The organism is Duganella fentianensis (assembly GCF_009857835.1).
Lineage (GTDB): Bacteria > Pseudomonadota > Gammaproteobacteria > Burkholderiales > Burkholderiaceae_D > Rugamonas > Rugamonas fentianensis.
On sequence record NZ_WWCL01000001.1, the window covers coordinates 824,523 to 848,550 of the forward strand.

Sequence of the window (24,028 nt, forward strand, 5' to 3'; positions counted from 1 at the left end):
TCCGCATGAAGATGAATCCACAACAGCCGCTGCTGAACCTGATCGATGACCTGACGGGCGACCTGCAAGACCCTAGCCTGCTGTGGCAGCTGGGCGCCGTGCTGTTGTCCGTGGTGCTGGGCTTCGGGCTGGCGCGTTTGTTCCGGCGCCGCTTTGGCCGTGCGGATGGCCATAATGCCGTGATCGAGTGGGGCGTGGAAAGTTTCGGCCGTGTGCTGGCGCCGCTGGCCGTGGTGGGCTGGCTGTGGCTGGCCCGGCTGCTGTTCGTGAAATACCACCAGCATGTGAATCTGCTCAAGATTGCCTTGCCTATCTTCGGTTCGCTGGCGGTGATCCGCTTCACCTTCTATCTGCTGCGGCGCGTATTTGCCCGCGAGGGGCAGGTCAGTGCCACCATGCTGGCTTTCGAAAAAGTGTTCCAGCTGCTGGTGTGGCTAGCCTTCGTGCTGTATATCACCGGCCTGTGGGTGGAGGTGTTCGATTACATGGACAACACCATTCTGCCGCTGGGGAAATACAAAGTGTCGATCGCCGACATCCTGCAGGCCACCGTGTCGGTGGTGGTGCTGCTGATACTGGCCCTGTGGGCGGGCGCAGCGCTGGAAGAGCAGCTGATGAAAGTGCAGGGGATGCACACCAATCTGCGCGTGGTGGTGGCCCGTACTGCGCGCGCGCTGCTGATACTGGTCGCCGTGCTGGTCAGCCTGACGCTGGTGGGGATAGACCTGACGGTGCTGTCCGTGTTCGGCGGCGCGCTGGGCGTGGGGCTGGGGCTGGGCTTGCAGAAGATCGCCAGCAACTACGTATCCGGCTTCGTGATTCTGCTCGATCGCAGCCTGACCATAGGCGACATGATTACGGTCGATAAATATAGCGGCCGTGTTACCCAGATTAATACCCGCTACACCGTGCTACAGGGGCTGGACGGGGTGGAATCCATCGTACCGAATGAAATGCTGGTGTCGGGTGCCGTACAGAACTCATCGCTTTCGAACAGCCAGCTGTGGCTGTCCACCAAAGTCTCTGTTGCCTACGATACGGACGTCGATCAGGTGCTGCGCCTGCTGGAAGAGGCCGCACTGTCGGTGGAGCGTGTGCTGAAGGAAGAAAAACTGCCATCGGCCCAACTGCTCAGTTTTGGCGCTGACGGACTGGATCTGCAACTGGGTTTCTGGATCAACGATCCGCAAAACGGCCGCGGCGGTGTGATCTCGGACGTGAACCGCGCCGTCTGGCGCGCGCTCAAGGAACACAATATTTCTGTTCCTTTCCCGCAACGGGAGATGCGCATACTGGGCCCGGCCCTGCCGCCCTTCGCCCCTGCTGAAACCCCCTCTGTGCCTAAACAGAATTGATGTGGATCTGATGACGCAAGGAAAAAACCTTGCGTAAGTCAGCCATAATTCAGCGTACAATATTCGCCAAAAAGGACCAACATAGGCCTATGTATGCCTGTTAAATGCGCAAAATTGGCGTAACTGCCAGCCAGCGCAACACGCCCACCTTGGAGTAGTAATGAGCTTGAATTTAACCGACGTTTTAGATTTTCTGTCAAATGGCGTGACGCGCGCCAGTGCCTGGCAGGTCTTCGCCTACACCATGATCGTGACCCATATTACGATCGCCAGTGTGACCATCTTCCTGCACCGCCATCAGGCCCACCGTGCGCTCGATCTGCATGCCATCCCCAGCCACTTCTTCCGTTTCTGGCTGTGGCTGACGACGGGGCAGGTGACCAAGGAGTGGGCTTCGATCCACCGCAAGCACCATGCCAAATGCGACACCCAGGAAGATCCCCATAGCCCGGTTACGCGCGGCATTAATAAAGTGCTGCTGGAAGGTGCCGAGCTGTACCGTGCCGAATCGCTGAATCTGGAAACCATGGAGAAATATGGCCACGGCACACCGGACGACTGGATCGAGCGCCAGCTGTACACGGGGCTTAGCTGGATGGGCATCGTGCTGATGTTCATCATTAACTTCACCCTGTTCGGTGTGATCGGCATTACCGTCTGGGCGGTGCAGATGATGTGGATTCCTGTGATGGCGGCCGGCATCATCAACGGCATAGGCCACTACTGGGGCTACCGCAACTATGATTGCGCTGATGCTTCGACCAATATATTCCCGCTGGGCCTGCTGATCGGCGGCGAGGAACTGCACAACAACCACCACACTTTCGCCACCTCGGCCAAGCTGTCGTCGAAATGGTATGAATTCGATATCGGCTGGGGCTATATCCGCGCCATGGAAGTGGTGGGGCTGGCCAAAGTGAAGAAGCGCGCACCGGCACCGAAGTTCGCCAAGGGCAAGCTGGAAGCGGACTTCGATACCCTGCAATCGGTGATTACCAACCGCTACGATGTGATGGCCAAGTATGCCAAATCGCTCAAGCAGGCGTGGAAAGAGGAGCTGGTGCACCTCAAGCACAAGGCGGAACTGGAAGCACGCTTCCTCAAGTCTTCGCGCAAGCTGCTGCAGCGTGAACCGGGCAAGCTGGAAGCGCCACAGCAGCAGCAGCTTAGTGAGCTGTTCCAGCACAGCAAAGCGCTGGAAACCATGCATCTGATGCGGGTGGAGCTCGGTGTGATCTGGGAGCGTTCGCACTTTACCCGCGACCAGCTGCTGCAGAAGCTGCAGGACTGGTGCGACCGTGCCGAAGCGTCCGGCATCAAGGCACTGGAAGATTTCTCGCTGCGCTTACGTAGCTACGCCTAAGCCAGTTACCAGCAAATAGAACGGCACCTGCGGGTGCCGTTTTTATTTGCCCGCATGGGCAGAACATCGATTGCTGCGGGCAATAAAAAAGCCGCTGAGCAGATGCTGAGCGGCTTTTTCTGAAACGGGGATCGATTATTTGATCTTGGTTTCTTTGAACATTACGTGCTTGCGAGCTTTAGGATCAAACTTGATGATCTCCATTTTCGCTGGCATGGTGCGCTTGTTCTTGGTGGTGGTGTAGAAGAAACCCGTACCTGCGGTCGATTCCAGTTTGATTTTGTCGCGGCCAGTTTTTGCCATGGTAGCTCCCTAATTAGACTTTTTCGCCACGGGCGCGCATGTCGGCCAGTACGGCATCGATGCCGACTTTGTCGATTACGCGCAGACCAGCGTTGGACAGACGCAGGGAGACCCAGCGGTTTTCAGATTCAACAAAAATACGACGGTTCTGCAGGTTAGGCAGGAAACGACGCTTGGTTTTGTTGTTTGCATGGGAAACGTTGTTGCCGACCATCGGCTTCTTCCCAGTAACTTGGCAAACACGTGCCATAACGCACTCCTTAAAAGACATTCCAGAATTGGAAAAACAAGAGTATATCTAAAAAACTGAGCTTTTTCAATGACTTGTGAAAAACAATTGTGTCTCGATTTAGTTGAAAAATTTAACAATTGTGTATTCCCTGAGAAAGTGCGCGTAAACCCTTGAGCGCTTAGGGGTAAACCTAGAGTTGGCCATGCTCGGCAAACGAGTAAACCTGCTGGCCGGCCACAATGAAATGGTCGAGGATGCGGATATCGACCAGCGCCAGCGCCTGTATTAATGCGCGCGTCAGCAGCAGATCTGATTCGCTGGGCTCGGGTGAGCCGGACGGGTGGTTATGTGCCAGCATGACGCTGGCGGCATTGCTGGCCAGCGCCGCCTTGACCACTTCGCGCGGATACACGCTGGTATGGGTTAAAGTGCCACGAAACATTTCGCGTGCTTCTATCAGGCGATTCTTCACATCAAGAAACAGCACATGGAAGGCTTCGCGCGCCTGACCGCTGAAGGTGGCACGCAAATACTGTTTGACGGCGGGTGGCGAGCAGAGCGCAGCGCCGCTGCGGATTTCCTCGCCGATGGCGCGGCGTGCCAGCTCCATCACCGCCTGTAACTGGGTGTACTTGGCTGGCCCCAGTCCGTGCAGGGCGCAGAACTGGCTCAGGCTGGCACCGAACAGGGCTTGCAGCGAGCCGAAATGCTGCACCGTCAGTTGCGCCAGTTGTACGGCGTCGCAGCCCGGCACGCCGGTGCGCAGGAAGAGCGCCAGCAGTTCGGCATCGGACAGGGCGTGCGCGCCTTCGCGGATCAGGCGCTCGCGCGGACGTTGTTGCTGCGGCCATTGCTTGATCGGCATGGTCGATCTCCGTGCAATGCCAGCGATACGGGGCGTTTTGGCTGGCTTGGCTTACAATATAGCCTTCGTTAGCCTAACCAATCTCACGTCATGTCAAACGCGCAACCTGCTGTCGTCACCAAATCGGCTTATCTCACTCTGCATTACCGTCTGGCTTCGCTCGATGGCAAAGACATCGTTACCACCTTCAACGCCAATCCGGCCACGCTGATGCTGGGCCAGGGCCAGCTGGCTCCGGTGCTGGAAGAACTGCTGCTGGGTCTGCCGGAAGGCACGCACCGTACCTTCAATCTGGAGCCGGGTGTGGGCTTTGGTCCGCGCAACCCGGAACTGGTGCGTGAAGTGTCGCGCGCTACGCTGGATGAAAACTCCAGCCCGGACGCCGAATACAAGGTGGGCGATCTGGTCGATTTCGCTGCTCCGGGCGGTGGCCGCTTCGCCGGCGTGCTGCGCGAGCTGGGTGAGGAAGTCTGCTTGTTCGACTTCAACCACCCACTGGCTGGCGAGCCGCTGACCTTCGAAGTCAAGATTATCTCTGTGCTGTGAGGAACGGATGAGCGATAAAGAAGTTCTGCTAGCCCAGCCGCGCGGCTTCTGCGCCGGCGTCGACCGCGCTATCGAGATCGTCGAGCGTGCGCTGGTCCAGTTTGGTGCGCCGATCTATGTGCGCCACGAAATCGTGCACAACGCCTATGTGGTGGAAGATTTGCGCGCCAAGGGCGCCATCTTCATCGAGGAACTCGATGACGTACCAGCCGGCAACACGCTGGTGTTCTCGGCCCACGGTGTGTCGCGCGCAGTGCGGGCGGAAGCGGAAGCGCGCGGCCTGAGCATCTTCGATGCGACCTGCCCGCTGGTGACCAAGGTGCACGTGGAAGTGGCCAAGATGCGCAAGCAGGGCTGCGAGATCATCATGATCGGCCATCAGGGCCATCCGGAAGTGGAAGGCACGATGGGGCAGGCCGATGCCGGCATGTATCTGGTGGAAACCGTGGAAGATGTGGCCAAACTCAATGTGTCCAAGCCTGACCAGCTGGCCTATGTGTCGCAGACCACGCTGTCGGTGGACGATACGGCCGACATCATCGCTGCGCTGAAAGCGCGCTATCCGGCCATCATCGAGCCGAAGAAGGGCGATATCTGCTACGCCACCACTAACCGTCAGGATGCCGTGAAATTCATGGCGCCGCAGGTGGAGGTGGTGATCGTGGTGGGCAGCCCGAATAGCTCCAACTCGAATCGCCTGCGTGAAGTGGCGCAGAAGAAGGGCACGCCTGCATACATGGTGGATAACGCCAGCCTGATTCAGTCGGAATGGCTGGAGGGCAAGGCGCGCATCGGCGTCACGGCCGGTGCTTCGGCACCGGAAGTGCTGGTGCAAGCCGTGATCGACCGTCTCAAGGAACTGGGCGCACGCAGTGTCCGCACGCTGGACGGCGTGGAAGAAGCGGTCACCTTCCCCCTGCCCAAGGGGCTGGATGGCAACAAAGCCACAGAGGAGACGCATAGCGCCGTCTAAGGTGCTACCAGACGGATAACGGAATAATATTTAGCACTTTACGGATTATTCCGCCGTTCGTTTTCCTAAAATCTCGCTATCATTGCTTCGCCCTTTAGTAGATGAACTGTCAACTGGCAGTTCCACACGTAGAGGACGCGGCTCGCAGCGAGGTGCTGATTCAGGCATAGAACTTGCAACGTAAAAGCGTAGTCAACGGCGGCACTACGGAGACCACTTCTCCGGGTGCCGTTTTTGTTACTTGAACCGGCTGTGTAACACAATAGTAAAGGCACTCTGCATGGATACTTTTATCCAACAAATTATCAACGGACTGGTGCTAGGCAGCATGTATGCACTGGTTGCACTCGGCTACACCATGGTGTACGGCGTGCTCAACCTGATTAACTTTGCCCATGGCGATGTGCTGATGGTAGGCGCCATGACGGGCCTGACCATCCTCAAGTACCTCAACGAATACGCGCCGGACCTGCCCGGTTACGTCAAACTGGCGATTTCCATTGCCGGTGCGATTCCCGTCTGCATGCTGGTGAATGTGCTGATCGAGCGCGTGGCCTACCGTCGCCTGCGCAATGCACCGCGTCTGGCACCGCTGATTACGGCCATCGGCGTGTCCATCCTGCTGCAGACGGTGGCCATGATGATCTGGTCGCGCAACCCGCTGGCCTTCCCGCAACTGCTGTCGTCCGAGCCTATCATGATAGGCGGCGCGCTGATTTCGCAAACCCAGATTCTGCTGCTGGTGCTGGCTGCACTGTCCATGGTGGGACTGGTGCTGCTGGTGGAAAAAACCAAGATGGGCCGCGCCATGCGCGCCACGGCGGAAAATCCCCGCGTGGCCGGACTCATGGGCGTGGATGCCAATCGCGTCATCGTGACGACCTTCGCGCTGGGCGCCGCACTGGCTGCTGTGGCTGGTGTGATGTGGGGTGCTAACTATGCGTCCATCCAGTTTGCCATGGGCTTTGTGCCGGGCCTGAAAGCTTTCTCCGCTGCGGTGCTGGGCGGTATCGGCAATATCTACGGCGCCATGATAGGCGGCATCGTGCTGGGCATTATCGAAAGTCTGGGCGCCGGCTACATCGGCGACCTGACCGGCGGTTTCCTCGGCAGCCACTATCAGGATATTTTTGCCTTCGTGGTACTGATCATCGTGCTCACCGTGCGCCCCTCGGGCATCATGGGTGAACGCGTGGCCGATCGCGCTTGAGCAGGAGGGACGACCATGGCACTGCTGAATTTCGACACCTCCCGTAATCCCCGTCAGGCCTATGCCAGCATGGCAGTGGTGCTGATCGGTCTGCTGATCTTCCCGTTTGTGGCCGCACCGTTCGGCAACTCGTGGGTGCGCATCGTCGATATGGCGCTGCTGTACATCATGCTGGCGCTGGGTCTGAACATCGTGGTGGGTTTTGCTGGCCTGCTCGATCTGGGCTATATCGCCTTCTACGCCGTCGGTGCCTACATGACGGGCCTGCTGGCATCGCCCCAGTTCGCTACGCTGCTGGAATCGCTGATCAACGAGTATCCGGCCATCGGCAATACGCTGGTGGCGGTATTAGGACCGGAAATCCAGCAGAACGGTATCCACCTGTCGGTATGGGTCATCGTGCCGCTGGCAGCGGCCTTGGCCGGTCTGTTCGGTGCGCTGCTGGGTGCGCCTACGCTGAAACTGCGTGGCGATTATCTGGCCATCGTCACGCTGGGCTTCGGCGAGATCATCCGCATCTTCATGAACAACCTCAACGAGCCGATCAACTTTACCAACGGCCCGCAGGGCATCAACCTGATCGACCCTATCCGCGTGTTCGGCGTGAATCTGGCCGGCGAGGCCGGTTCGCGCGCCACGGTGACGGTGGCCGGCTTTGCCATGCCATCCGTGAACGCCTATTACTTCCTGTTCCTGTTCCTGTGCGTGGCCGTGGTGTTCGTCACCACCCGTCTGCAGCACTCGCGTCTGGGCCGCGCCTGGGTGGCGATCCGAGAAGATGAGATCGCCGCCAAGGCCATGGGCATCAACACCCGTAACGTCAAGCTGCTGGCGTTCTCCATGGGCGCTTCGTTCGGCGGGATTGCTGGCGCCATGTTTGCCTCGTTCCAGGGCTTTGTGTCGCCCGAATCGTTCTCGCTGACGGAGTCCATCGCCGTGCTGGCCATGGTGGTGCTCGGTGGTATCGGCCATATTCCCGGCGTGATCATGGGCGGTGCCTTGCTGGCTGCCCTGCCGGAAGTGCTGCGCCATGTGGTGGAGCCGCTGCAGGAGCGCCTGTTCGGCCATGTGGTGGTGGAAGCGGAAGTGCTGCGCCAGCTGCTGTACGGTCTGGCCATGGTGCTGATCATGCTGAACCGTCCGGCCGGCCTGTGGCCAGCGCCCAAGCACGAAGATCGCCCGGATGGCGATTCCGACGCCAAACAACAATCGTCCGGCACGATGGCAGCCTGAGGAAAGACAGATGAGCGAACCAGTAATCCTCCACATCGCCGGTGTGAACAAGCGCTTCGGCGGCCTGCAGGCGCTGACCGATGTGGGCATCAAGATCATGCGGGGCCAGATCTATGGCCTGATCGGCCCTAATGGCGCCGGTAAAACCACTTTCTTTAACGTCATCACCGGCCTGTACCAGCCTGATACGGGCACCTTCGAGCTGGCCGGCAAGCCGTATTCGCCATCGGCGCCGCATGAAGTGGCCAAGGCCGGTATTGCCCGTACCTTCCAGAACATCCGCTTGTTCGGCGAAATGACGGCGCTGGAAAACGTCATGGTGGGCTGCCATGTGCGTACCCGTCAGGGCGTGTTCGGCGCCATCTTCCGCCACAAGGCAGCACGCGAGGAAGAAGCGGCGATCCGCCGCCGCGCGCAGGAGTTGCTGGACTTCGTAGGCATAGGTCAGTTCGCCAGCCGTACGGCCAAGTTCCTCTCCTATGGCGACCAGCGCCGGCTCGAAATCGCCCGTGCACTGGCGACGGAACCGCAGCTGCTGGCGCTGGACGAACCGGCCGCCGGCATGAACGCCACGGAAAAACTGGCGCTGCGCGAACTGCTGGTGAAAATCAAAAACGAAGGCAAGACCGTGCTGCTGATCGAGCACGATGTGAAGATGATGATGAGCTTGTGTGACCGGCTGATGGTGCTGGAATACGGCAAACCTATCGCCGAAGGCTTGCCGGCAGAAATACAGAGCAATCAGGCAGTGATAGACGCCTATCTGGGAGGATCGCACTAATGAGCGACAATGTTCTTAAAGTATCGGGACTGAAAGTCGCGTACGGTGGCATCAAGGCCGTCAAAGGCATCGATCTGGAAGTCAACAAAGGCGAGCTGGTGGCGCTGATCGGTGCCAACGGCGCCGGCAAGACCACCACCCTGAAAGCCATCACTGGCACGCTGCCTGCGTGCAAGGTGGAAGGCACGGTGGCTTACAAGGGCGCCTCGCTGAAAGGCAGCCAGTCCTTCCATCTGGTGGAGAAAAAACTGGCCATGGTGCCGGAAGGGCGGGGCGTCTTCACCCGCATGACCATCCATGAAAACCTGATGATGGGCGCTTACACCCGCAACGATCAGGCTGGCATCGATGCCGACATCGCCAAATGGTACGAAACTTTCCCGCGCCTCAAGGAGCGCTCTAGCCAATTGGCCGGCACTCTGTCCGGCGGCGAACAGCAGATGCTGGCCATGGCGCGCGCGCTGATGTCGCATCCGGAACTGCTGCTGCTCGATGAACCGTCGATGGGTCTGTCGCCCATCATGGTGGAAAAGATCTTTGAAGTGATCCGTGCCGTTTCGGCGCAGGGCGTGACCATCCTGCTGGTGGAGCAGAATGCCAAGCTGGCGCTGCAGGCCGCGCACCGCGGCTACGTGATGGATTCGGGCGTGATTACCATGACGGGCAACGCCGCCGACATGCTCGATGATCCCCGCGTGAAGGCGGCCTATCTGGGCGAATAAAAAAAAAGCCCCGGCAGGGCCGGGGCGATCAACCGCTAGGGTTGAGCAGTATTACTTCTTGGCAGTTGCTTTGGAAGCAGCAGCGGTGAACTGATTAACAGCCTGGTTCAGGTTCGATTCCAGCGATTCAACAGCTTGCTTGGCGGTCTTGGCGAACTGCTCGTAACCAGCGTTGGCGTTGCCGATGGCCGATTTGAAAGCGGCAACAGCGTTTTCGGTGCCGGCTGGGGCGTTTTTGCTCACTTCGTCAACCAGCGAGATGACTTTGCGGTTGGTTTCAGCGATCTGGGTTTCAGCGGCTTTGCTGAACTCGGCGCCAGTGCTGGAAGCGATGCTGGCCAGATGACGGCCGTAGGCCAGGGTTTTTTCAGCGGCTGGCTGGGCTTGTGCGGTAGCCAGCGAGAAGAATTCTTGTGGGTCTTTGGCAGCCAGCAGTTGCTTGGCGGTAGCCGACGACTCTTCCAGCGAAGCTTTGGCAGCGTTCAGGTTCAGGTCGACGAATTTCTCTACGCCTTCGAACGCCTTGTTGGTCAGGGTCGAGAAGATGGCGAATTGCGATTCAAAGTTTGCTTTGGTCGCATTGGAAAATTGCTCAGGGATCGAAAACATGTGACTCTCCAGTAGTAGGGTATTGTTTAGGTACTGCTGTTTCTTACAGCCGGCTAGAAACAAAGCAGCGACGTTTCAGACCGAACAACATAATTGTGCAACGCAACAAGGCGAATTCTACGGGCTTCAAAAATTAAGTCAAGCATTTTTTGTGCGTTGCATCAAAGCATGTGAAGTTGACATCTTGCAGGGCTTTCCGCAGGGCGCTTGCGGCCGTGTTAGACTCGTACGATGACTACCCTTAGCCCGCCTTCACGCAGCGCAACACGCGCCTCTTTCCTGTCGCCGCTGCCGCTGTTTTTTGTGCTGCTGTGGAGTAGCGGGTTTATCGTGGCCAAGTTCGGCCTGCCGTATGCGCCGCCGCTGACTTTTCTGGTGCTGCGCTTCCTCGGTGTGCTGCTGTTTCTGCTTCCTGCCGTGCTGGTGCTGCGCGCGCCATGGCCGCACGGCCGCATAGCACATATCGCCCTGGCCGGTCTGCTGGTGCAGGCCGGGTATCTGATCGGCGTCTGGTGCGCCATCAAACAGGGTATGCCGGCCGGCCTGTCGGCCCTGATCGTGGGCATGCAGCCCATCCTGACGGCGCTGTCGGCCCGCCTGATCGGCGAACGGGTGCGCCCGCGCCAGTGGCTGGGGCTGGTATTTGGGCTGGGCGGGGTGGCGCTGGTGGTAGCGGCCAAAATCCGGCTGGTGGGGCTGACCACGCCAGCCATCCTGCTCTGCGTGATGGCGTTGCTGTCGATTACGGCCGGCACGCTGTACCAGAAGCGCTATTGCGCTCAATTTGATCTACGTACGGGGACGGTGATCCAGTTCTCGGCTTCATTGTTGCTAGTTCTGCCGCTGGCTATCTGGCTGGAAGGCCTGGGGCTGGATTTTGCTGCGGTGCAATGGACGCCGCGTTTCCTGATCGCCTTGCTATGGTCGGTGCTGGGCCTGTCCATAGGCGCAATCTTCCTGCTGTTTGCCCTGATCCGCCGCAGCCATGCCACGGAAGTGACCAGCCTGATGTACCTGACTCCGCCCACCACGGCCATCATGGCCTGGCTGATGTTCGGTGAAGCCTTTAATAGCCTCGGTATTCTGGGGATGGGTTTGGCCGTGACTGGTGTTATATTTGTCGTGAAGAAACCTAACTAGCGCCCGTGCGCACCCAGAGCGAGACCGTATGATTTCCAGTTCTAACCAGCAGGCGGTGGATGCTGCCATTACCAGCCGCCGTTCCATCCGCGCCTTTCTGCCGCAAGAAGTGGCCCGTGCAGACATCGAGCAGCTTTTGCAGGTAGCAGGGCGGGCACCATCGGGCACCAATACCCAGCCATGGAAAGTGTATGTGCTGACGGGCCAGCGCAAGGTCCAGCTGACGGCAGCCATACTTGCCGCCCATAATGATCCGGCCGTGGCGGCCCAGCACACGGAAGAATATGCCTACTACCCCAGTCAGTGGGTATCGCCCTTCATCGACCGGCGCCGCAAAGTGGGCTGGGATCTGTACGCGCTGCTGGGCCTGACGCGTGACAACAAGGCCGGTATGGCCGCCCAGCATGGCAAGAATTACGATTTCTTCGGCGCGCCCGTGGGCCTGATTTTCACCATCGACCGTGTTATGGAGCAAGGTTCGTGGCTGGACTATGGCATGTTTTTGCAGAACATCATGGTGGCGGCCCGTGGCCGTGGTCTGGATACCTGCCCGCAGGCCGCATTTACCCAGTATCACCGCATCATTACGGAACAATTACAGCTGCCGGATCAGGAAACTGTGGTGTGCGGGATGGCACTGGGCTATGCTGATCACAGCAAGGTAGAAAATAGTTTGCAGACGGAGCGCATGGCGCTTCAAGAGTTTGTGAAATTTGTCGAATAGTTTTATAGGGGCAAGGCTTGTGCAAACTTGGCAATTTGCTAAACTGCAAGTAGTTGCTCCTTGTTGATATAGGTTTAGCGGGGATAGGAATGGTTAAGAGAACGCTCATTTCGAAAGCTGGCGGCGCGCTGATCGCGCTGATGCTGGTGTCCGGTGTGGCCCATGCTGCTCATGGCAGCGTGGCCAAGAAACACGGCAAGAAGTCCAAGACGCAGAGCAGCAAGGTGGTTGCGGCGGCGTCGGCCGAACGCACCGTCAAGCGCGTGATGATGGTCAATGGCAAGCGCAAGGTGGTGTACCAGCGCATGATGGTGGCGGCACCGGCCGTGCCGACCATGGGCGATCTGGCCGGTCTGAGCCAGACCCATGATCCGCTCGATCTGAAATCGAACGTGGCGCTGGTGCTGGATCAGTCGAATGCCGAAGTGCTGTTCGAAAAAAATTCCGATGTGGCCCTGCCGATCGCCTCCATCACCAAGATGATGACGGGGCTGGTCGTAGTGGAAGCGGGGCAGGACATGGATGAAGTCCTGACCGTGACGGATGAAGACGTGGACCGCGAAAAATTCAGCAGCTCGCGCCTGAAAGTGGGCAGCAAACTGACGCGCGCTAATATGCTGCACATCGCCCTGATGAGTTCGGAAAACCGTGCGGCCTCGGCACTGGGGCGTCACTATCCGGGTGGCAAGCCGGCCTTCGTGGAAGCCATGAATGCCAAGGCACGCGAGCTGGGCATGACGGATACCCATTATGTGGATTCCAGCGGCCTGTCGAAGATGAATGTGGCCAGCGCACGCGATCTGGCCAAGCTGGCCATGGCGGCCTACCAGCAGCCGTTGCTGCGCCAGTATTCGACCGACGTGAAAGCCATCGTGGAAACCAATGGCAAGCCTATGCAGTTCGGCACCACCAACCATCTGGTGGCCAGCCCCGACTGGTCGATTGGCTTGCAGAAAACCGGCTTTATCAATGAGGCCGGGCGTTGTCTGATGATGCAGGCCGTGATCGAAGGCCGTGCCGTGATCATGGTATTCCTCGATTCCAAAGGCAAGCAGGCGCGTGCTGCCGATGCCGGCCGCATGCGCAAGTGGCTGGAAGCGCTCAAGCCTGCAGCGCTCAGCTCGCCTTCTTATTCGACGGGGATGTAACCGAGCGTGGCCGAGATCTGGTTGGCCGTCGTGACCAGATCTTCCAGCCACTCTTCCTGCAGACGGTCGGCCGGCGCCGAGATGGACAGGCCGGCGATCAGCTTGCCGCTATCATCATGGATGCCGGCGGCCATGCAGCGCACGCCCAGCTCCAGTTCCTCGTTATCGCGCGCATAGCCGCGCGACTTCACCAGATTCAGTTCACGCTCCAGTTTCGGCAGATCCGTAATCGAGTTCTTGTTATGGCCGGCCAGCCCCGTACGGGTGGCATAGGCGCGGATGGCTTTAGGCTCATCCACCGACAGGAACAGCTTGCCCGTCGAGGTCAGGTGCAGCGGAGCGCGGCCACCGATGGCGCGCACCACCTGCATGCCGGAACGCTCGGAGAAGGAACGGTCGATGTAGACGATCTCGTCGCCCTGGCGAACTGATAAATTGATCGTTTGCTGGGTTCTTTTGTGCAGTGCACGCATAAAGTCCACGGCAGCTTCCCGTACGGACAGGCGGCTCTTGACCACATTGCCCAGTTCCAGCAAGCGCATACCGAGCCGGTAGGTGCCCGGTTCGATCCGGTCGACGAAGCGGGTGAGCACCAGATCGTTCAGAATCCGGTGGGCCGTCGAAGGGTGTAGCCCCGAGACTTTGGATAATTCCTTGAGGCTGACAGGGTCGGGATATTTGGCGAGCGCATCGAGTAAAGCCACCATACGTTCGATCACCTGTATGGTGGTTTTTTGTTCGGGTACCGATTCGATTTTCATGATGTGGTTGGTGCGGTGCGGTATGCGATGACTTCTTTATACCATAATGTGAAAACAATGTGAAATAATGCATAATGAGGCTTCCTTCTAATGTGGCAAATCCATGCAACCTACCAGTGAATTCAAAAGCAAACCGGGTCTGAAACGGCTGTTCGCAGCCTTGCGCTACTCCAGAGATGGCTTCCGTTCAGCCTGGCGCCACGAGGCCGCGTTCCGGCAGGAAGTGGCGCTGCTGGTGGTGGGCAGCAGCATCGCGCTGGCGCTGCGCATTTCAGCTTTTGAAAAATTGATGCTGATCGGTGTGCTGGTGCTGATTCTGATCGTGGAACTGATTAATTCCTCGATCGAAGCCGTGGTGGACCGGGTGTCGCTCGAACGTCACCCCCTGTCCAAGAATGCCAAGGACTTCGGCAGTGCCGCCGTGCTGCTGGCCTGTCTGCTGGCGGCTGCCGCATGGGGCGTGGTGCTGGTCAACCGCTTTTACTGACCATATATGAAGTTTTGGTATATTGAACTGCTAAAAGCTTCGTTTTAAATTATAAAGGACAGCAGTAATCTGGAGACCTTCATTCACAGGGGAATCCTATGCTGTCCAAAAAAATTATCGCTGCTGCTGTTTTTGCTTTGTCCGCTGCCGTTCCTGCTCTGGCAGCAGAAATCTCCCTGCTCAACGTTTCCTACGATCCGACCCGCGAGCTGTATCAGGACGTGAACGCCGAGTTTGCCAAGCAATGGAAGGCCAAGACGGGTGATACGGTGAAAATCAAGCAGTCGCACGGTGGTTCGGGCAAGCAGGGCCGTGCCGTGATCGACGGACTGGAAGCTGATGTAGTGTCGCTGGCGCTGGCCTACGATATCGACGCCATCGCCGAGCACAAGCTGCTGGGCGCCGACTGGCAGAAAAAACTTTCGCACAACAGCACGCCTTACACCTCGACCATCGTGTTCCTCGTGCGTAAAGGCAATCCGAAAGGCATCAAGGACTGGAGCGATCTGGTAAAGCCGGGCGTGGCCGTGATTACGCCGAATCCTAAAACCTCGGGCGGTGCGCGCTGGAACCATCTGGCCGCCTACGGTTATGCGCTGCGCCAGCCAGGCGGCAGCGAAGCCTCGGCCAAGGAATTCCTGAGCAAGCTGTACAAGAACGTGCCGGTGCTCGATTCCGGTGCCCGCGGCGCCACCACCACCTTTGTGGAACGCGGCATAGGCGATGTGCTGATCGCCTGGGAAAACGAGGCGCTGCTGGCCATCAAGGAACTGGGTCCGACCAAGTTCGACATCGTGGCGCCATCTGTTTCGATACTGGCCGAGCCGCCGGTGGCCATCGTCGATAAAGTGGTCGACAAACACGGCACCCGCAAAGTGGCCGAAGCCTATCTGAACTTCCTCTACACGGATGAAGCGCAGGACATCATCGCCAAGAATTACTACCGTCCTGTGGTCGACAAGTACGCCAAGAAATACGCCAGCCAGTTCCCTAACGTGAAGCTGTTCACGCTGGCGCAGGTGGCCGGCGACTGGACCCGCGCGCAAAAGACCCACTTCGCTGACGGTGGCCTGTTCGACCAGATCTACCAGCCAAAATAATCATGGCCAGCGCACTCGACCAATTTCGCGTGCTGATTGCCCCCGGTCTGCATAACAGCGGGCCGGGCCACTGGCAAAGCCGCTGGCAGCTGCACAATCCCGCGTTCGAGCGGGTGCGGCAGGAAGACTGGGCCCAGCCTGATCTGGACCGCTGGGCCGGGCGCATCGACCATCACCGCCGCCATGGCCGTGATGGCCGGCCCGTGCTGATCGTGGCGCACAGCTTCGGCGCGCTGGCCAGCGTGCATAGCGTGGCGCGCGATCCGGCCGGCGTAGCCGGTGTACTGCTGGTGGCGCCGGCCGATCCCGACAAGTTCGGCGTGGCACAGCGGCTACCGCTGCTGGCTCTGGCCGTGCCGTCCATCGTGGTGGGCAGCCGCAACGATCCGTGGATGACGCTGGAGAAGGCGACCAGCTGGGCGCAGCGCTGGGGCAGTGTGCTGGTCGATGCCGGGGCGCTGGGCCACATCAATGCCGAGTCGAATCTCGGTGACTGGCCCCAAGGTCTGGAAACATTGTATTTTTTAGCAGAAAAGGCGCAGAATAAGAGAGCTGTAGCCTATGATTTCTGTGTGTAACTGATGACGATCTGGAGCAGAACATGACCATACGACTGGGCGATATCGCCCCTGATTTCGAGCAGGACTCTTCCATCGGACCGCTGCGTTTCCATGAGTGGGCAGGCGATTCCTGGGTAGTACTGTTTTCCCATCCGGCCGACTTTACGCCGGTCTGCACCACCGAGCTGGGCCTGACGGCCAAGCTGAAACCGGAATTCGACAAGCGCAACGTCAAGGCCATTGCCCTGTCGGTCGATCCGGCCGAGTCGCACAAGGAGTGGATCGCCGATATCGAAGCGACCCAGAACACGGTCGTGGGCTTCCCCATCATCGCCGATGCGGATCGCAAGGTCTCGACGTTGTACGACATGATCCACCCCAACGCTTCCGCTACGGCCACCGTGCGTACGCTGTTCGTGATCGATCCGGCCAAGAAAGTGCGCCTGAACATCACTTACCCGATGAGCACGGGCCGCAATTTCGATGAAGTGCTGCGCGTAATCGACGCCCTGCAGCTGACGGACGGCTACACGGTGGCCACACCGGGCAACTGGAAAGATGGCGATGATGTCATCATTCCACTGACAGTGCAGGATCCGGAAGTGCTGAAGCAGAAGTACCCGAAAGGCTATACGGCGGCCCGTCCTTACCTGCGCGTGACCCCTCAGCCTAATAAATAACGCATAAGCAAATAAAAACTGCGTTGTTTGGTTCTCCCCCAAGAGTCTGTACTCTGCGGTCTACTCTTGGGGGAATGTATGGATTTGTCGTTTGTCGCATCCGGGTTTGCCGTAGGTCTGCTGGTCGGAATGACGGGCGTGGGCGGTGGCTCGCTGATGACGCCTCTGCTGACGCTGCTGTTCGGGGTGTCGCCCGCTGTGGCCGTCGGTACCGATCTGGCCTTTGCTTCGCTCACCAAAGGCGTGGGCACCTTCACACACCGCCTGCGCGGCACGGTGCACTGGGAAATCGTGCGCCGTCTCTGTCTGGGCGCCTTGCCCGCAGCCCTGCTGGCCAGCTATTCCCTCAAGCACTTCGGCAACCTCAACAAGGAAATCGGCCAGATCATCCGCTATATGATTGCCGGTTCCGTGCTGCTGACCGTGGTCGCCATCCTGTTCCGCCGCAAAATGCTGGCCTGGATTAATGCCCACCCTGAGCGCCAGCTGCAGGGCGACAAGCTGGTCTGGGCGACCATCATTTCCGGTGCCGTACTGGGCACGCTCGTGACCATTTCCTCTATCGGTGCCGGTGCCATCGGCGCCACGCTGCTGGTGATGCTGTATCCGCGCCTGACGCCCGCTGAAGTGGCAGGCACCGATATCGCCTATGCCGTGCCGCTGACGGCGATCGCTGCCATTGGTCACTGGTGGCTGGGCTCGATCGACTGGAGCCTGCTGCTGACCCTGCTGGTAGGCTCCGTGCCCGGCATTACCATAGGTTCGTATGCGGCCCGCGCCGTGCCGGAACGCCTGCTGCGCGGCCTGCTGGCTTTCACCCTGGTGGCGGTGGCGGCCAAGCTGGTGTCGTGAGTCAGAGGCGCTTCGCTATATAGCGGAAACATCTAATTAAATGATAAAAGCTTCGTTTGGATTATGAAGCATCAGTGAGAATATGACGCCCTTATAGAAGAATTTGTAATAAGGGAGCATTTATGTCTGCAGTTCTCGCTGCGCCCGCACTAGCGAAGCAGGGTGCGCCATTTCGCGTCATGCCGGGCTTCCGGCTGTCACTGGGGTTCACGATCCTGTATCTGACCCTGATCGTGCTGATACCCCTGTCGGCCGTTTTCCTCAAAACCTTTACGCTGAGCTGGGAGGGTTTCTGGCATGCCGTCACCAACGAGCGTGTGATGGCGTCCTACCGGCTGACCTTCGGCGCTTCGCTGCTGGGCGCGGCCATCAACGCCGTATTCGGTCTGGTGGTGGCGTGGGTGCTGGTGCGCTACGAATTCCCCGGCAAGCGCATCGTCGATGCACTGGTGGACCTGCCATTTGCACTGCCGACGGCCGTCGCCGGTATCACGCTGACAGCGCTGTACTCGGCCAACGGCTGGTTCGGCCGCGTGCTGGAAGGGCAGTTCGGCCTGAAAGTGGCGTTCACACCCATCGGTGTGGTGATCGCGCTGACCTTTATTGGTCTGCCGTTCGTGGTGCGTACCGTGCAGCCGGTGCTGGAAGACGCCGAACGCGAACTGGAAGAAGCGGCGGCCAGTCTGGGCGCCAGCGCACTGCAGACTTTTACCCGCGTGGTGTTCCCCACCATCCTGCCTTCGCTGATGACCGGCTTCGCGCTGGCGTTTGCACGTGCTACCGGCGAATACGGTTCGGTGATTTTCATCGCCGGGAATATGCCCATGATCTCCGAGATCACGCCGCTGTTCATCATCACCAAGCTGGAACAGTATGACTATGCCGGCGCGACGGCGATTGCCGTGGTGATGCTGGTGGTGTCCTTCCTTATGCTGCTCAGTATTAATCTGCTGCAGGCCTGGGCACGCGGCAAAGGAGGTAAAGCATGAGCGCCTTGCCGAATACGCCCGTGCGTCGTGGCGAACTGCCATCGCCGCCGCAGATACTGGAACCGCGCTGGGTGCGCGCTGTGCTGATCGCCGTTGCGCTGACCTTCCTCACGCTGTTCCTGTTCGTGCCGCTGGTGGCCGTGTTTGTCGAAGCCTTCCGCAAAGGCTGGGATGCCTACGCGGCGGCCATCGTGGAAGAAGATGCGCTGGCAGCGATCAAACTGACCTTGCTGACGGCCGTGATCGCCGTGCCACTGAATCTGGTGTTCGGTGTGGCGGCATCGTGGTGTATCGCCAAATTCGATTTCCGCGGCAAGAGCATACTGCTGACGCTGATCGATCTGCCGTTCTCCGTTTCGCCGGTGATTTCGGGCCTGATCTACGTGCTGCTGTTTGGCGCGCAGGGCTGGTTCGGCCCATGGCTGCAGGAACACGAGATCAAGATTCTGTTTGCCGTACCGGGCATCGTGCTGGCGACCATTTTCGTCACCTTCCCGTTCGTGGCGCGCGAACTGATTCCGCTGATGCAGGCACAGGGCAGCGAGGAAGAAGAAGCGGCCATCGTACTCGGTGCTTCGGGCTGGGATACCTTCCGCCGTGTCACGCTGCCGAATATCAAATGGGGCCTGCTGTATGGCGTGATTCTGTGTAACGCCCGCGCCATGGGCGAGTTTGGCGCCGTGTCGGTAGTGTCCGGCCACATTCGCGGCGAGACCAACACCATTCCGCTGCAGGTAGAGATTCTCTACAACGAATATAACTTTGCTGCCGCCTTTGCCGTGGCCTCCTTGCTGGCGCTGCTGGCACTGGTCACGCTGGCACTGAAAACCTTTGTCGCCTGGCGCCTGAATGAAAACCGCGCCGACGATGTTCGCCCTATGGAGTAATCATGACGATCGAAGTTAAAAATATCCACAAGCGTTTTGGCGAATTCACTGCCCTGAACAATGTGTCGCTGGATTTTCCGAACGGCGAACTGACCGCGCTGCTGGGCCCATCGGGCTGCGGCAAGACCACGCTGCTGCGTATCATCGCCGGCCTCGAGCATCCCGATTCCGGTCAGGTGCTGCTCGATGCGGAAGACGCTTCGCAGCGCCATGTGCGCGAGCGTCAGGTGGGTTTCGTGTTCCAGCACTATGCGCTGTTCAAGCACATGACGGTGTTCGAGAACGTGGCTTTTGGCCTGCGTGTGAAACCACGCGCCCAGCGTCCATCGGAAGCGCAGATACGCGACAAGGTTAAGCAGCTGCTGGAGCTGGTGCAGCTGGACTGGCTGGCCGACCGTTATCCGCCGCAGCTGTCCGGTGGCCAGCGTCAGCGTATCGCGCTGGCGCGCGCACTGGCGGTGGAACCGCGCGTGCTGCTGCTGGATGAGCCGTTCGGCGCGCTCGATGCCAAGGTGCGCAAGGAGTTGCGCCGCTGGCTGCGCCGTCTGCACGACGAACTGCATGTGACCTCGATCTTTGTCACCCACGATCAGGAAGAAGCGCTGGAAGTGGCCGATCAGGTCGTGCTGATGAATAAAGGACAGGTGGAGCAGATCGGCACGCCCGATCAGGTCTACAACCATCCGGCTTCGCCGTTCGTGTACAGCTTCCTCGGCAATGTGAACATGTTCCATGGCCGCGTGCAGGATGGCGTGCTGGCCAGCGGTGACGCCAGCTTTGCCGTGCCCGGGCAGGCCGGTAATGCCGGCAAGGGCACCGCTTATGTGCGTCCGCATGATCTGGAAATCGAACGCTATACGCCCGGTGCCGAAGGCATCGTGGTCAAGCTGCTGCGCGGCCATGCCATCGGCCCGCTGGCGCAGCTGGAACTGGAGCGCGCCGATACGGGGGAGCTGATCGAAGCCGTACTGGGTAACGAGCGTTATAGCGCGCTGCAGTTACGCGAAGGTGAAACGCTGGTGGTGCGGCCCAAGCGCTTGCAGGTGTTCGTTGATGCGGGAGTGGCGATATGAATTTCCAACAATTGCGTTCCATTCGCGAAGCAGCGCGGCGCGGCTATAACCTGACGGAAGTGGCGAATGCGCTGTTTACTTCGCAACCCGGTGTGAGCCGCCAGATCCGCGAGCTGGAAGATGAACTCGGTGTGGTGATCTTCGAGCGTAATGGCAAACGCCTGACGGGCATGACGGAGCCGGGCAAAGGCATCCTGAAGATTATCGACCGTTTGCTGATCGAAGCGGAAAATCTGCAGCAGGCCAGCCTGGAATATACGGGCCAGCAGAGCGGCACACTGAGCGTGGCCGCCACCCACACGCAGGCACGTTATGCGCTGCCGAAAGTGGTACAGAGCTTCCGCACGGCCTATCCTGATGTGCGTATCGCCTTGCAGCAGAGCGCACCGGAACACATCGCCGAATGGATTTTGTCGGGCAAGACGGATATCGGCATCGCTACCGAGGGCCTGTCGCAGTTCCCGGATCTGGTGTCCTTCCCTTGCTACCGCTGGAGCCATTTGATCGTGGTGCCGGATGGCCACCCGCTGCTGACGCGCAGCCCGATCCGGCTGGAAGATCTGGCCGAGTTCCCGCTGATTACCTACGACGTCGGTTTCACCGGGCGTGGCCATATCGATGCGGCGTTCGCACAGGCGGGAGTGAAGCCTGATATCGTGCTGACAGCGATGGATTCGGACGTGATCAAGCAGTACGTGGCGCTGGGCCTGGGTGTGGGCATCGTTGCCTCGATGGCTTTCGATCATGGCCGTGACAAGGGTATGCGTGCAGTGGAAGCCTCGCACCTGTTCGCGCAGAACACCACGCGGCTGGCGGTGCGCCGTGGCGCCTATCTGCGCTCCTATGCCTATCACTTCATCCAGCAGTTTGCGCCCGATCTGACCCGCGCCGATATCGACGCGGCGCTCAATGGTGGCGAGCTTGCCGCATAGCGTGGCAGGCATCTCCGACCCCTTGCACCCCATGCAAGTACGCTAGCGCCGACAGCAAATTGCGGCGATGAATGTAAAAAAGCCGGCAAGCAGGGAAATCCCGCTTGCCGGCTTTTTGACGTCTAAGGCTTACCAGTTGTAGGCTGCCTTGGCGTAGTAGTAGCGGCCATTGAAGCCGTTCGGTGCAAAGCCGCTATACGGGTTGATACCGTTGTTGTTCAGGTTACCGGCCGAAGTAACCTGATCCGGATAGCGGTTGGTGACGTTATCGATACCCGCGCTCAGACGCCAGTTCTTGTTCAGCTTCACGCTGGTCGACAGATCGAGCACCCATTGCGGATCATAGGTCTGATCCAGCGTGGCGTTGTTCTGCGGGACCGTGAAGCTGCCGTAGCGGGTAACCACGCCACGCGCCGACCATGCACCCCAGTTGGCATCTGTGGCCAGACTCAGTTTGTCCTTAGGCGAGCCCACCGTCAGACGGTTGATGGTCTGGCGATCGATCAGCGTCAGGTTGTTAGCCGTGAGGATAGCCGGATTGGCGTTCACATGCTCGAGCGAGTTCTTGTTGTGGTTGTAGGCCAGCGTGAAATCGTAGCGGCCGGCGCTAGCCAGATCGAGACGATAGGAGCTGACCACATCCACGCCCGTGGTGCGGGTATCGATGGCGTTGGTGAAGTAGCGGCCAGCGCCCACCAGTATGTTCTGCTTGGCCAGCGCCGCTTGCAGCGCAGGCGACAGCGTCATATTGGCCGACAGGGCGATGCGGTCATCGATGTCGATGCGGTAGGCATCCACCGTGGTGCTCCAGTTACTGAGCGGGGAGAACTGCAAACCGAGGCTGTAGTTACGGGCTTTCTCGGCTTTCAGGGGAGTCGCTCCCAGCGCTGCGGCGGCAGCGCTACCCACGGCGAATGTTCCGGTCTCGATAGGCGTATTGACGCCGTTGACCACCGAGAAGTTGGTGGTGGTGATGGTGTAGAACTGCTGCGCCAGCGATGGCGCGCGGAAGCCCGAGGAAGCCGTGCCGCGCAGCGAGAATGCTTCGCTGAAGGCGTAGCGCGCCGAACCTTTGGCCGAAGTGGTGCTGCCGAAATCGCTATAGCGTTCGTGGCGCAGCGCGGCCGAAGTGGAGAACTGGCGCGAGACGTCGGCTTCCAGATTCAGGTAGACCGATTCGTTGTGGCGGCTGTTGCGGCCTGCATTGACGGGGCGGAAACCGGAGAAACCTTGTGCGCCCGTGCCGATGTAGGAAGCTTCGTCGCCAGCGCCGATCTCGTAGCTTTCGTGGCGTGCTTCGGCACCTACGGCCACTGTCAGCGGGCCGCTGAAGGCGGCCACCGGATATTCGCGCGCCAGATCCACATTGAACAGCTGCTGGGTGTTGAGCAGCTTGCCGGCGTAGAAGTGGGTAGGGCTGGCCGCACCCAGAGTCTGATTGACGGTGTGATCCAGGTCGAGCTGGAATTCATTGCGGCCGTAGTTCAGGCTGACGTCCCAGCGCCATCCCGATGCTTCGCCGCGCAGGCCAGTGACCAGCGAGGTATCCTGCGATTCGCTGTTCTCCAGCGGCAGGAAGCCTTCCGGATACAGCGGCGTACGCTGGGCCGTGCCGTTGAGGGCAGTGCGCCAGGTGGCAGCAGCCGAGGTATTGCGCTGGCCATAGTTGGCGAAGGCGTACCAGTCGATATCGTCGTTGACGCGGTACTGGCTGTTGACGAAGACGCTGCGCGGACGGGTTTCCGGATCGCCGAAGCGCTGATTGACTTTGCCGTAGCGTGGTTCGGCCGGATTGCGGAAATCGGCACCGGCGCGGTTGGTCGGATCGCGGTCGGCTGCTTCCAGTGCGACCCGTACCCAGCCCTGATCACCAAGGCTAAAGCCGGTGGAGCCGCGCACGGTCAGCTGCTTGCCGTCGCGCTTCTGGTACTCGCCCACGCCCACTTCAGCATCGCCACCACCAGCGCCTTTTTTCAGAATGATGTTGATCACACCGGCAATCGCATCCGAGCCATACTGGGCAGCGGCGCCATCGCGCAGCACTTCAATGTGGTCGATGGCGGACAGGGGGATCGCATTCAGATCGACCGGGGCCGAACCGCGGCCCTGCGTGCCGTTGACGTTGACTACGGCGGAGCTATGGCGGCGCTTGCCGTTTACCAGTACCAGCGTCTGGTCGGGCGACAGGCCGCGCAGCTGGGCCGGACGAACTGCATCGCTGGCATCGGCGCCGGACGGACGGGGGAAGTTCATCGATGGCAGCAGGCGCCCCAGCACGGTGGCCAGTTCGGTCGAGCCGCTGGCCTGCAGTTCGCGTGCGCCGATGATGTCGATCGGCGATTCGGAATCCACGGTGCGGCGGTTCTTGGCGTAGGTGCCCGTGACGACGACGGATTGCAGTTCACCTTCAGCCGGCAGTTGCTGGGCGAAGGCAGGAATGACGATGGTGGAAATCAGGCTGCTTAACAGCAGGGGACGGCGGATGCGCATGAGACGAACTTTC

Annotated in this window: 26 protein-coding genes; 20 read left to right on the forward strand and 6 right to left on the reverse strand. The window is 59.5% G+C overall.

Features of this window, described 5'->3' with window-relative positions; translation table 11 throughout:
* Positions 1-11: 11 nt before the first annotated feature.
* The gene (locus tag GTP23_RS03540; protein ID WP_161033886.1) at positions 12-1,355 is read left to right on the forward strand and encodes a mechanosensitive ion channel family protein; all 1,344 of its coding nucleotides are present in this window, start codon (positions 12-14) and stop codon (positions 1,353-1,355) included.
* A 160-nt stretch (positions 1,356-1,515) separates the two neighbouring features.
* On the forward strand, positions 1,516-2,718 hold the full coding sequence (locus tag GTP23_RS03545; protein WP_202411906.1) for a DesA family fatty acid desaturase: 1,203 nt from the start codon (positions 1,516-1,518) through the stop codon (positions 2,716-2,718).
* 135 nt (positions 2,719-2,853) lie between these two features.
* Here GTP23_RS03545 and rpmG read toward each other — a convergent pair whose 3' ends face one another.
* From rpmG to radC, 3 genes are all read right to left on the reverse strand, one after another.
* Complete coding sequence (gene rpmG / locus GTP23_RS03550; protein ID WP_155433177.1) at positions 2,854-3,021, reverse strand: 50S ribosomal protein L33; 168 nt, start codon at positions 3,019-3,021, stop codon at positions 2,854-2,856.
* 13 nt (positions 3,022-3,034) lie between these two features.
* Positions 3,035-3,271, reverse strand: a complete 237-nt coding sequence (rpmB, locus tag GTP23_RS03555; RefSeq protein WP_008451488.1) for a 50S ribosomal protein L28 — start codon at positions 3,269-3,271, stop codon at positions 3,035-3,037.
* A gap of 172 nt (positions 3,272-3,443) precedes the next feature.
* Positions 3,444-4,118, reverse strand: a complete 675-nt coding sequence (gene radC / locus GTP23_RS03560) for a RadC family protein (protein WP_161033887.1) — start codon at positions 4,116-4,118, stop codon at positions 3,444-3,446.
* Between the two features lie 90 nt (positions 4,119-4,208).
* On the opposite strand from radC, the gene GTP23_RS03565 reads away from it, so the two are divergent.
* The 6 genes from GTP23_RS03565 to GTP23_RS03590 all read left to right on the forward strand — a co-directional run bounded on the left by GTP23_RS03565 (position 4,209) and on the right by GTP23_RS03590 (position 9,583).
* On the forward strand, positions 4,209-4,664 hold the full coding sequence (locus GTP23_RS03565) for an FKBP-type peptidyl-prolyl cis-trans isomerase (protein WP_161033888.1): 456 nt from the start codon (positions 4,209-4,211) through the stop codon (positions 4,662-4,664).
* A 7-nt stretch (positions 4,665-4,671) separates the two neighbouring features.
* A complete protein-coding gene (ispH, locus tag GTP23_RS03570; protein WP_161033889.1) occupies positions 4,672-5,637 on the forward strand; it encodes a 4-hydroxy-3-methylbut-2-enyl diphosphate reductase in 966 nt (321 codons plus the stop codon).
* Positions 5,638-5,917: 280 nt separating this feature from the next.
* Positions 5,918-6,847 carry a branched-chain amino acid ABC transporter permease gene (locus GTP23_RS03575; RefSeq protein ID WP_161033890.1) on the forward strand — a complete coding sequence of 310 codons (930 nt, stop codon included), beginning with the start codon at positions 5,918-5,920 and terminating at the stop codon, positions 6,845-6,847.
* Positions 6,848-6,862: 15 nt separating this feature from the next.
* On the forward strand, positions 6,863-8,080 hold the full coding sequence (locus GTP23_RS03580) for an ABC transporter permease subunit (protein WP_155433183.1): 1,218 nt from the start codon (positions 6,863-6,865) through the stop codon (positions 8,078-8,080).
* Between the two features lie 10 nt (positions 8,081-8,090).
* Positions 8,091-8,861, forward strand: a complete 771-nt coding sequence (locus GTP23_RS03585) for an ABC transporter ATP-binding protein (protein ID WP_155433184.1) — start codon at positions 8,091-8,093, stop codon at positions 8,859-8,861.
* Positions 8,861-9,583, forward strand: coding sequence for an ABC transporter ATP-binding protein (locus GTP23_RS03590; protein ID WP_161033891.1), 723 nt, complete (start codon positions 8,861-8,863; stop codon positions 9,581-9,583). The genes GTP23_RS03585 and GTP23_RS03590 overlap by 1 nt, the downstream gene beginning before the upstream one ends.
* Positions 9,584-9,634: 51 nt before the next feature.
* On the opposite strand, the gene GTP23_RS03595 is transcribed toward GTP23_RS03590, so the two are convergent.
* Positions 9,635-10,192, reverse strand: coding sequence for a phasin family protein (locus GTP23_RS03595; protein ID WP_155433186.1), 558 nt, complete (start codon positions 10,190-10,192; stop codon positions 9,635-9,637).
* A gap of 231 nt (positions 10,193-10,423) precedes the next feature.
* Between GTP23_RS03595 and GTP23_RS03600 the strand changes: the two genes are divergently transcribed.
* From GTP23_RS03600 to pbpG, 3 genes are all read left to right on the forward strand, one after another.
* Positions 10,424-11,332 (forward strand): DMT family transporter, encoded by a 909-nt coding sequence (locus GTP23_RS03600; RefSeq protein ID WP_161033892.1) that lies wholly within the window; start codon positions 10,424-10,426, stop codon positions 11,330-11,332.
* A 28-nt stretch (positions 11,333-11,360) separates the two neighbouring features.
* Complete coding sequence (locus GTP23_RS03605; RefSeq protein ID WP_161033893.1) at positions 11,361-12,056, forward strand: nitroreductase; 696 nt, start codon at positions 11,361-11,363, stop codon at positions 12,054-12,056.
* An 89-nt stretch (positions 12,057-12,145) separates the two neighbouring features.
* Positions 12,146-13,204: a D-alanyl-D-alanine endopeptidase gene (gene pbpG, locus GTP23_RS03610; protein ID WP_371866697.1), complete on the forward strand. Its 1,059-nt coding sequence runs from the start codon at positions 12,146-12,148 to the stop codon at positions 13,202-13,204.
* Here the strand turns inward: pbpG and GTP23_RS03615 are convergent.
* The gene (locus GTP23_RS03615) at positions 13,186-13,965 is read right to left on the reverse strand and encodes an IclR family transcriptional regulator (protein ID WP_161033894.1); all 780 of its coding nucleotides are present in this window, start codon (positions 13,963-13,965) and stop codon (positions 13,186-13,188) included. The two genes, pbpG and GTP23_RS03615, sit on opposite strands and share 19 nt — an antisense overlap.
* Positions 13,966-14,068: 103 nt before the next feature.
* On the opposite strand from GTP23_RS03615, the gene GTP23_RS03620 reads away from it, so the two are divergent.
* From GTP23_RS03620 to GTP23_RS03660, 9 genes are all read left to right on the forward strand, one after another.
* On the forward strand, positions 14,069-14,452 hold the full coding sequence (locus GTP23_RS03620) for a diacylglycerol kinase (protein ID WP_155433190.1): 384 nt from the start codon (positions 14,069-14,071) through the stop codon (positions 14,450-14,452).
* Between the two features lie 98 nt (positions 14,453-14,550).
* On the forward strand, positions 14,551-15,552 hold the full coding sequence (locus GTP23_RS03625; protein WP_161033895.1) for a sulfate ABC transporter substrate-binding protein: 1,002 nt from the start codon (positions 14,551-14,553) through the stop codon (positions 15,550-15,552).
* 2 nt (positions 15,553-15,554) lie between these two features.
* The gene (locus GTP23_RS03630) at positions 15,555-16,130 is read left to right on the forward strand and encodes an RBBP9/YdeN family alpha/beta hydrolase (protein ID WP_161033896.1); all 576 of its coding nucleotides are present in this window, start codon (positions 15,555-15,557) and stop codon (positions 16,128-16,130) included.
* A 23-nt stretch (positions 16,131-16,153) separates the two neighbouring features.
* Positions 16,154-16,792 carry a peroxiredoxin gene (locus tag GTP23_RS03635; protein WP_155433193.1) on the forward strand — a complete coding sequence of 213 codons (639 nt, stop codon included), beginning with the start codon at positions 16,154-16,156 and terminating at the stop codon, positions 16,790-16,792.
* 78 nt (positions 16,793-16,870) lie between these two features.
* Positions 16,871-17,644 carry a sulfite exporter TauE/SafE family protein gene (locus GTP23_RS03640; protein WP_155433194.1) on the forward strand — a complete coding sequence of 258 codons (774 nt, stop codon included), beginning with the start codon at positions 16,871-16,873 and terminating at the stop codon, positions 17,642-17,644.
* A gap of 122 nt (positions 17,645-17,766) precedes the next feature.
* Positions 17,767-18,633, forward strand: coding sequence for a sulfate ABC transporter permease subunit CysT (gene cysT / locus GTP23_RS03645; protein ID WP_161033897.1), 867 nt, complete (start codon positions 17,767-17,769; stop codon positions 18,631-18,633).
* A complete protein-coding gene (gene cysW / locus GTP23_RS03650; protein ID WP_161033898.1) occupies positions 18,630-19,520 on the forward strand; it encodes a sulfate ABC transporter permease subunit CysW in 891 nt (296 codons plus the stop codon). Before cysT ends, cysW begins: the two co-directional genes overlap by 4 nt.
* A 2-nt stretch (positions 19,521-19,522) precedes the next feature.
* Positions 19,523-20,593, forward strand: a complete 1,071-nt coding sequence (locus tag GTP23_RS03655; protein ID WP_161033899.1) for a sulfate/molybdate ABC transporter ATP-binding protein — start codon at positions 19,523-19,525, stop codon at positions 20,591-20,593.
* Entirely contained in the window at positions 20,590-21,525 is a 936-nt protein-coding gene (locus GTP23_RS03660) for a CysB family HTH-type transcriptional regulator (RefSeq protein WP_161033900.1), read from the forward strand. Before GTP23_RS03655 ends, GTP23_RS03660 begins: the two co-directional genes overlap by 4 nt.
* Before the next feature lie 129 nt (positions 21,526-21,654).
* On the opposite strand, the gene GTP23_RS03665 is transcribed toward GTP23_RS03660, so the two are convergent.
* Positions 21,655-24,015 carry a TonB-dependent receptor plug domain-containing protein gene (locus GTP23_RS03665; protein ID WP_161033901.1) on the reverse strand — a complete coding sequence of 787 codons (2,361 nt, stop codon included), beginning with the start codon at positions 24,013-24,015 and terminating at the stop codon, positions 21,655-21,657.
* Between the last annotated feature and the right edge of the window lie 13 nt (positions 24,016-24,028).

Bases quoted from the DNA above. Each gene is read 5' to 3' on its own strand.
- GTP23_RS03540 (WP_161033886.1), top strand. From the start codon at position 12: ATGAATCCACAACAGCCGCTGCTGAACCTGATCGATGACCTGACGGGC.
- GTP23_RS03545 (WP_202411906.1), top strand. From the start codon at position 1,516: ATGAGCTTGAATTTAACCGACGTTTTAGATTTTCTGTCAAATGGCGTG.
- rpmG (WP_155433177.1), bottom strand. From the start codon at position 3,021: ATGGCAAAAACTGGCCGCGACAAAATCAAACTGGAATCGACCGCAGGT.
- rpmB (WP_008451488.1), bottom strand. From the start codon at position 3,271: ATGGCACGTGTTTGCCAAGTTACTGGGAAGAAGCCGATGGTCGGCAAC.
- radC (WP_161033887.1), bottom strand. From the start codon at position 4,118: ATGCCGATCAAGCAATGGCCGCAGCAACAACGTCCGCGCGAGCGCCTG.
- GTP23_RS03565 (WP_161033888.1), top strand. From the start codon at position 4,209: ATGTCAAACGCGCAACCTGCTGTCGTCACCAAATCGGCTTATCTCACT.
- ispH (WP_161033889.1), top strand. From the start codon at position 4,672: ATGAGCGATAAAGAAGTTCTGCTAGCCCAGCCGCGCGGCTTCTGCGCC.
- GTP23_RS03575 (WP_161033890.1), top strand. From the start codon at position 5,918: ATGGATACTTTTATCCAACAAATTATCAACGGACTGGTGCTAGGCAGC.
- GTP23_RS03580 (WP_155433183.1), top strand. From the start codon at position 6,863: ATGGCACTGCTGAATTTCGACACCTCCCGTAATCCCCGTCAGGCCTAT.
- GTP23_RS03585 (WP_155433184.1), top strand. From the start codon at position 8,091: ATGAGCGAACCAGTAATCCTCCACATCGCCGGTGTGAACAAGCGCTTC.
- GTP23_RS03590 (WP_161033891.1), top strand. From the start codon at position 8,861: ATGAGCGACAATGTTCTTAAAGTATCGGGACTGAAAGTCGCGTACGGT.
- GTP23_RS03595 (WP_155433186.1), bottom strand. From the start codon at position 10,192: ATGTTTTCGATCCCTGAGCAATTTTCCAATGCGACCAAAGCAAACTTT.
- GTP23_RS03600 (WP_161033892.1), top strand. From the start codon at position 10,424: ATGACTACCCTTAGCCCGCCTTCACGCAGCGCAACACGCGCCTCTTTC.
- GTP23_RS03605 (WP_161033893.1), top strand. From the start codon at position 11,361: ATGATTTCCAGTTCTAACCAGCAGGCGGTGGATGCTGCCATTACCAGC.
- pbpG (WP_371866697.1), top strand. From the start codon at position 12,146: ATGGTTAAGAGAACGCTCATTTCGAAAGCTGGCGGCGCGCTGATCGCG.
- GTP23_RS03615 (WP_161033894.1), bottom strand. From the start codon at position 13,965: ATGAAAATCGAATCGGTACCCGAACAAAAAACCACCATACAGGTGATC.
- GTP23_RS03620 (WP_155433190.1), top strand. From the start codon at position 14,069: ATGCAACCTACCAGTGAATTCAAAAGCAAACCGGGTCTGAAACGGCTG.
- GTP23_RS03625 (WP_161033895.1), top strand. From the start codon at position 14,551: ATGCTGTCCAAAAAAATTATCGCTGCTGCTGTTTTTGCTTTGTCCGCT.
- GTP23_RS03630 (WP_161033896.1), top strand. From the start codon at position 15,555: ATGGCCAGCGCACTCGACCAATTTCGCGTGCTGATTGCCCCCGGTCTG.
- GTP23_RS03635 (WP_155433193.1), top strand. From the start codon at position 16,154: ATGACCATACGACTGGGCGATATCGCCCCTGATTTCGAGCAGGACTCT.
- GTP23_RS03640 (WP_155433194.1), top strand. From the start codon at position 16,871: ATGGATTTGTCGTTTGTCGCATCCGGGTTTGCCGTAGGTCTGCTGGTC.
- cysT (WP_161033897.1), top strand. From the start codon at position 17,767: ATGTCTGCAGTTCTCGCTGCGCCCGCACTAGCGAAGCAGGGTGCGCCA.
- cysW (WP_161033898.1), top strand. From the start codon at position 18,630: ATGAGCGCCTTGCCGAATACGCCCGTGCGTCGTGGCGAACTGCCATCG.
- GTP23_RS03655 (WP_161033899.1), top strand. From the start codon at position 19,523: ATGACGATCGAAGTTAAAAATATCCACAAGCGTTTTGGCGAATTCACT.
- GTP23_RS03660 (WP_161033900.1), top strand. From the start codon at position 20,590: ATGAATTTCCAACAATTGCGTTCCATTCGCGAAGCAGCGCGGCGCGGC.
- GTP23_RS03665 (WP_161033901.1), bottom strand. From the start codon at position 24,015: ATGCGCATCCGCCGTCCCCTGCTGTTAAGCAGCCTGATTTCCACCATC.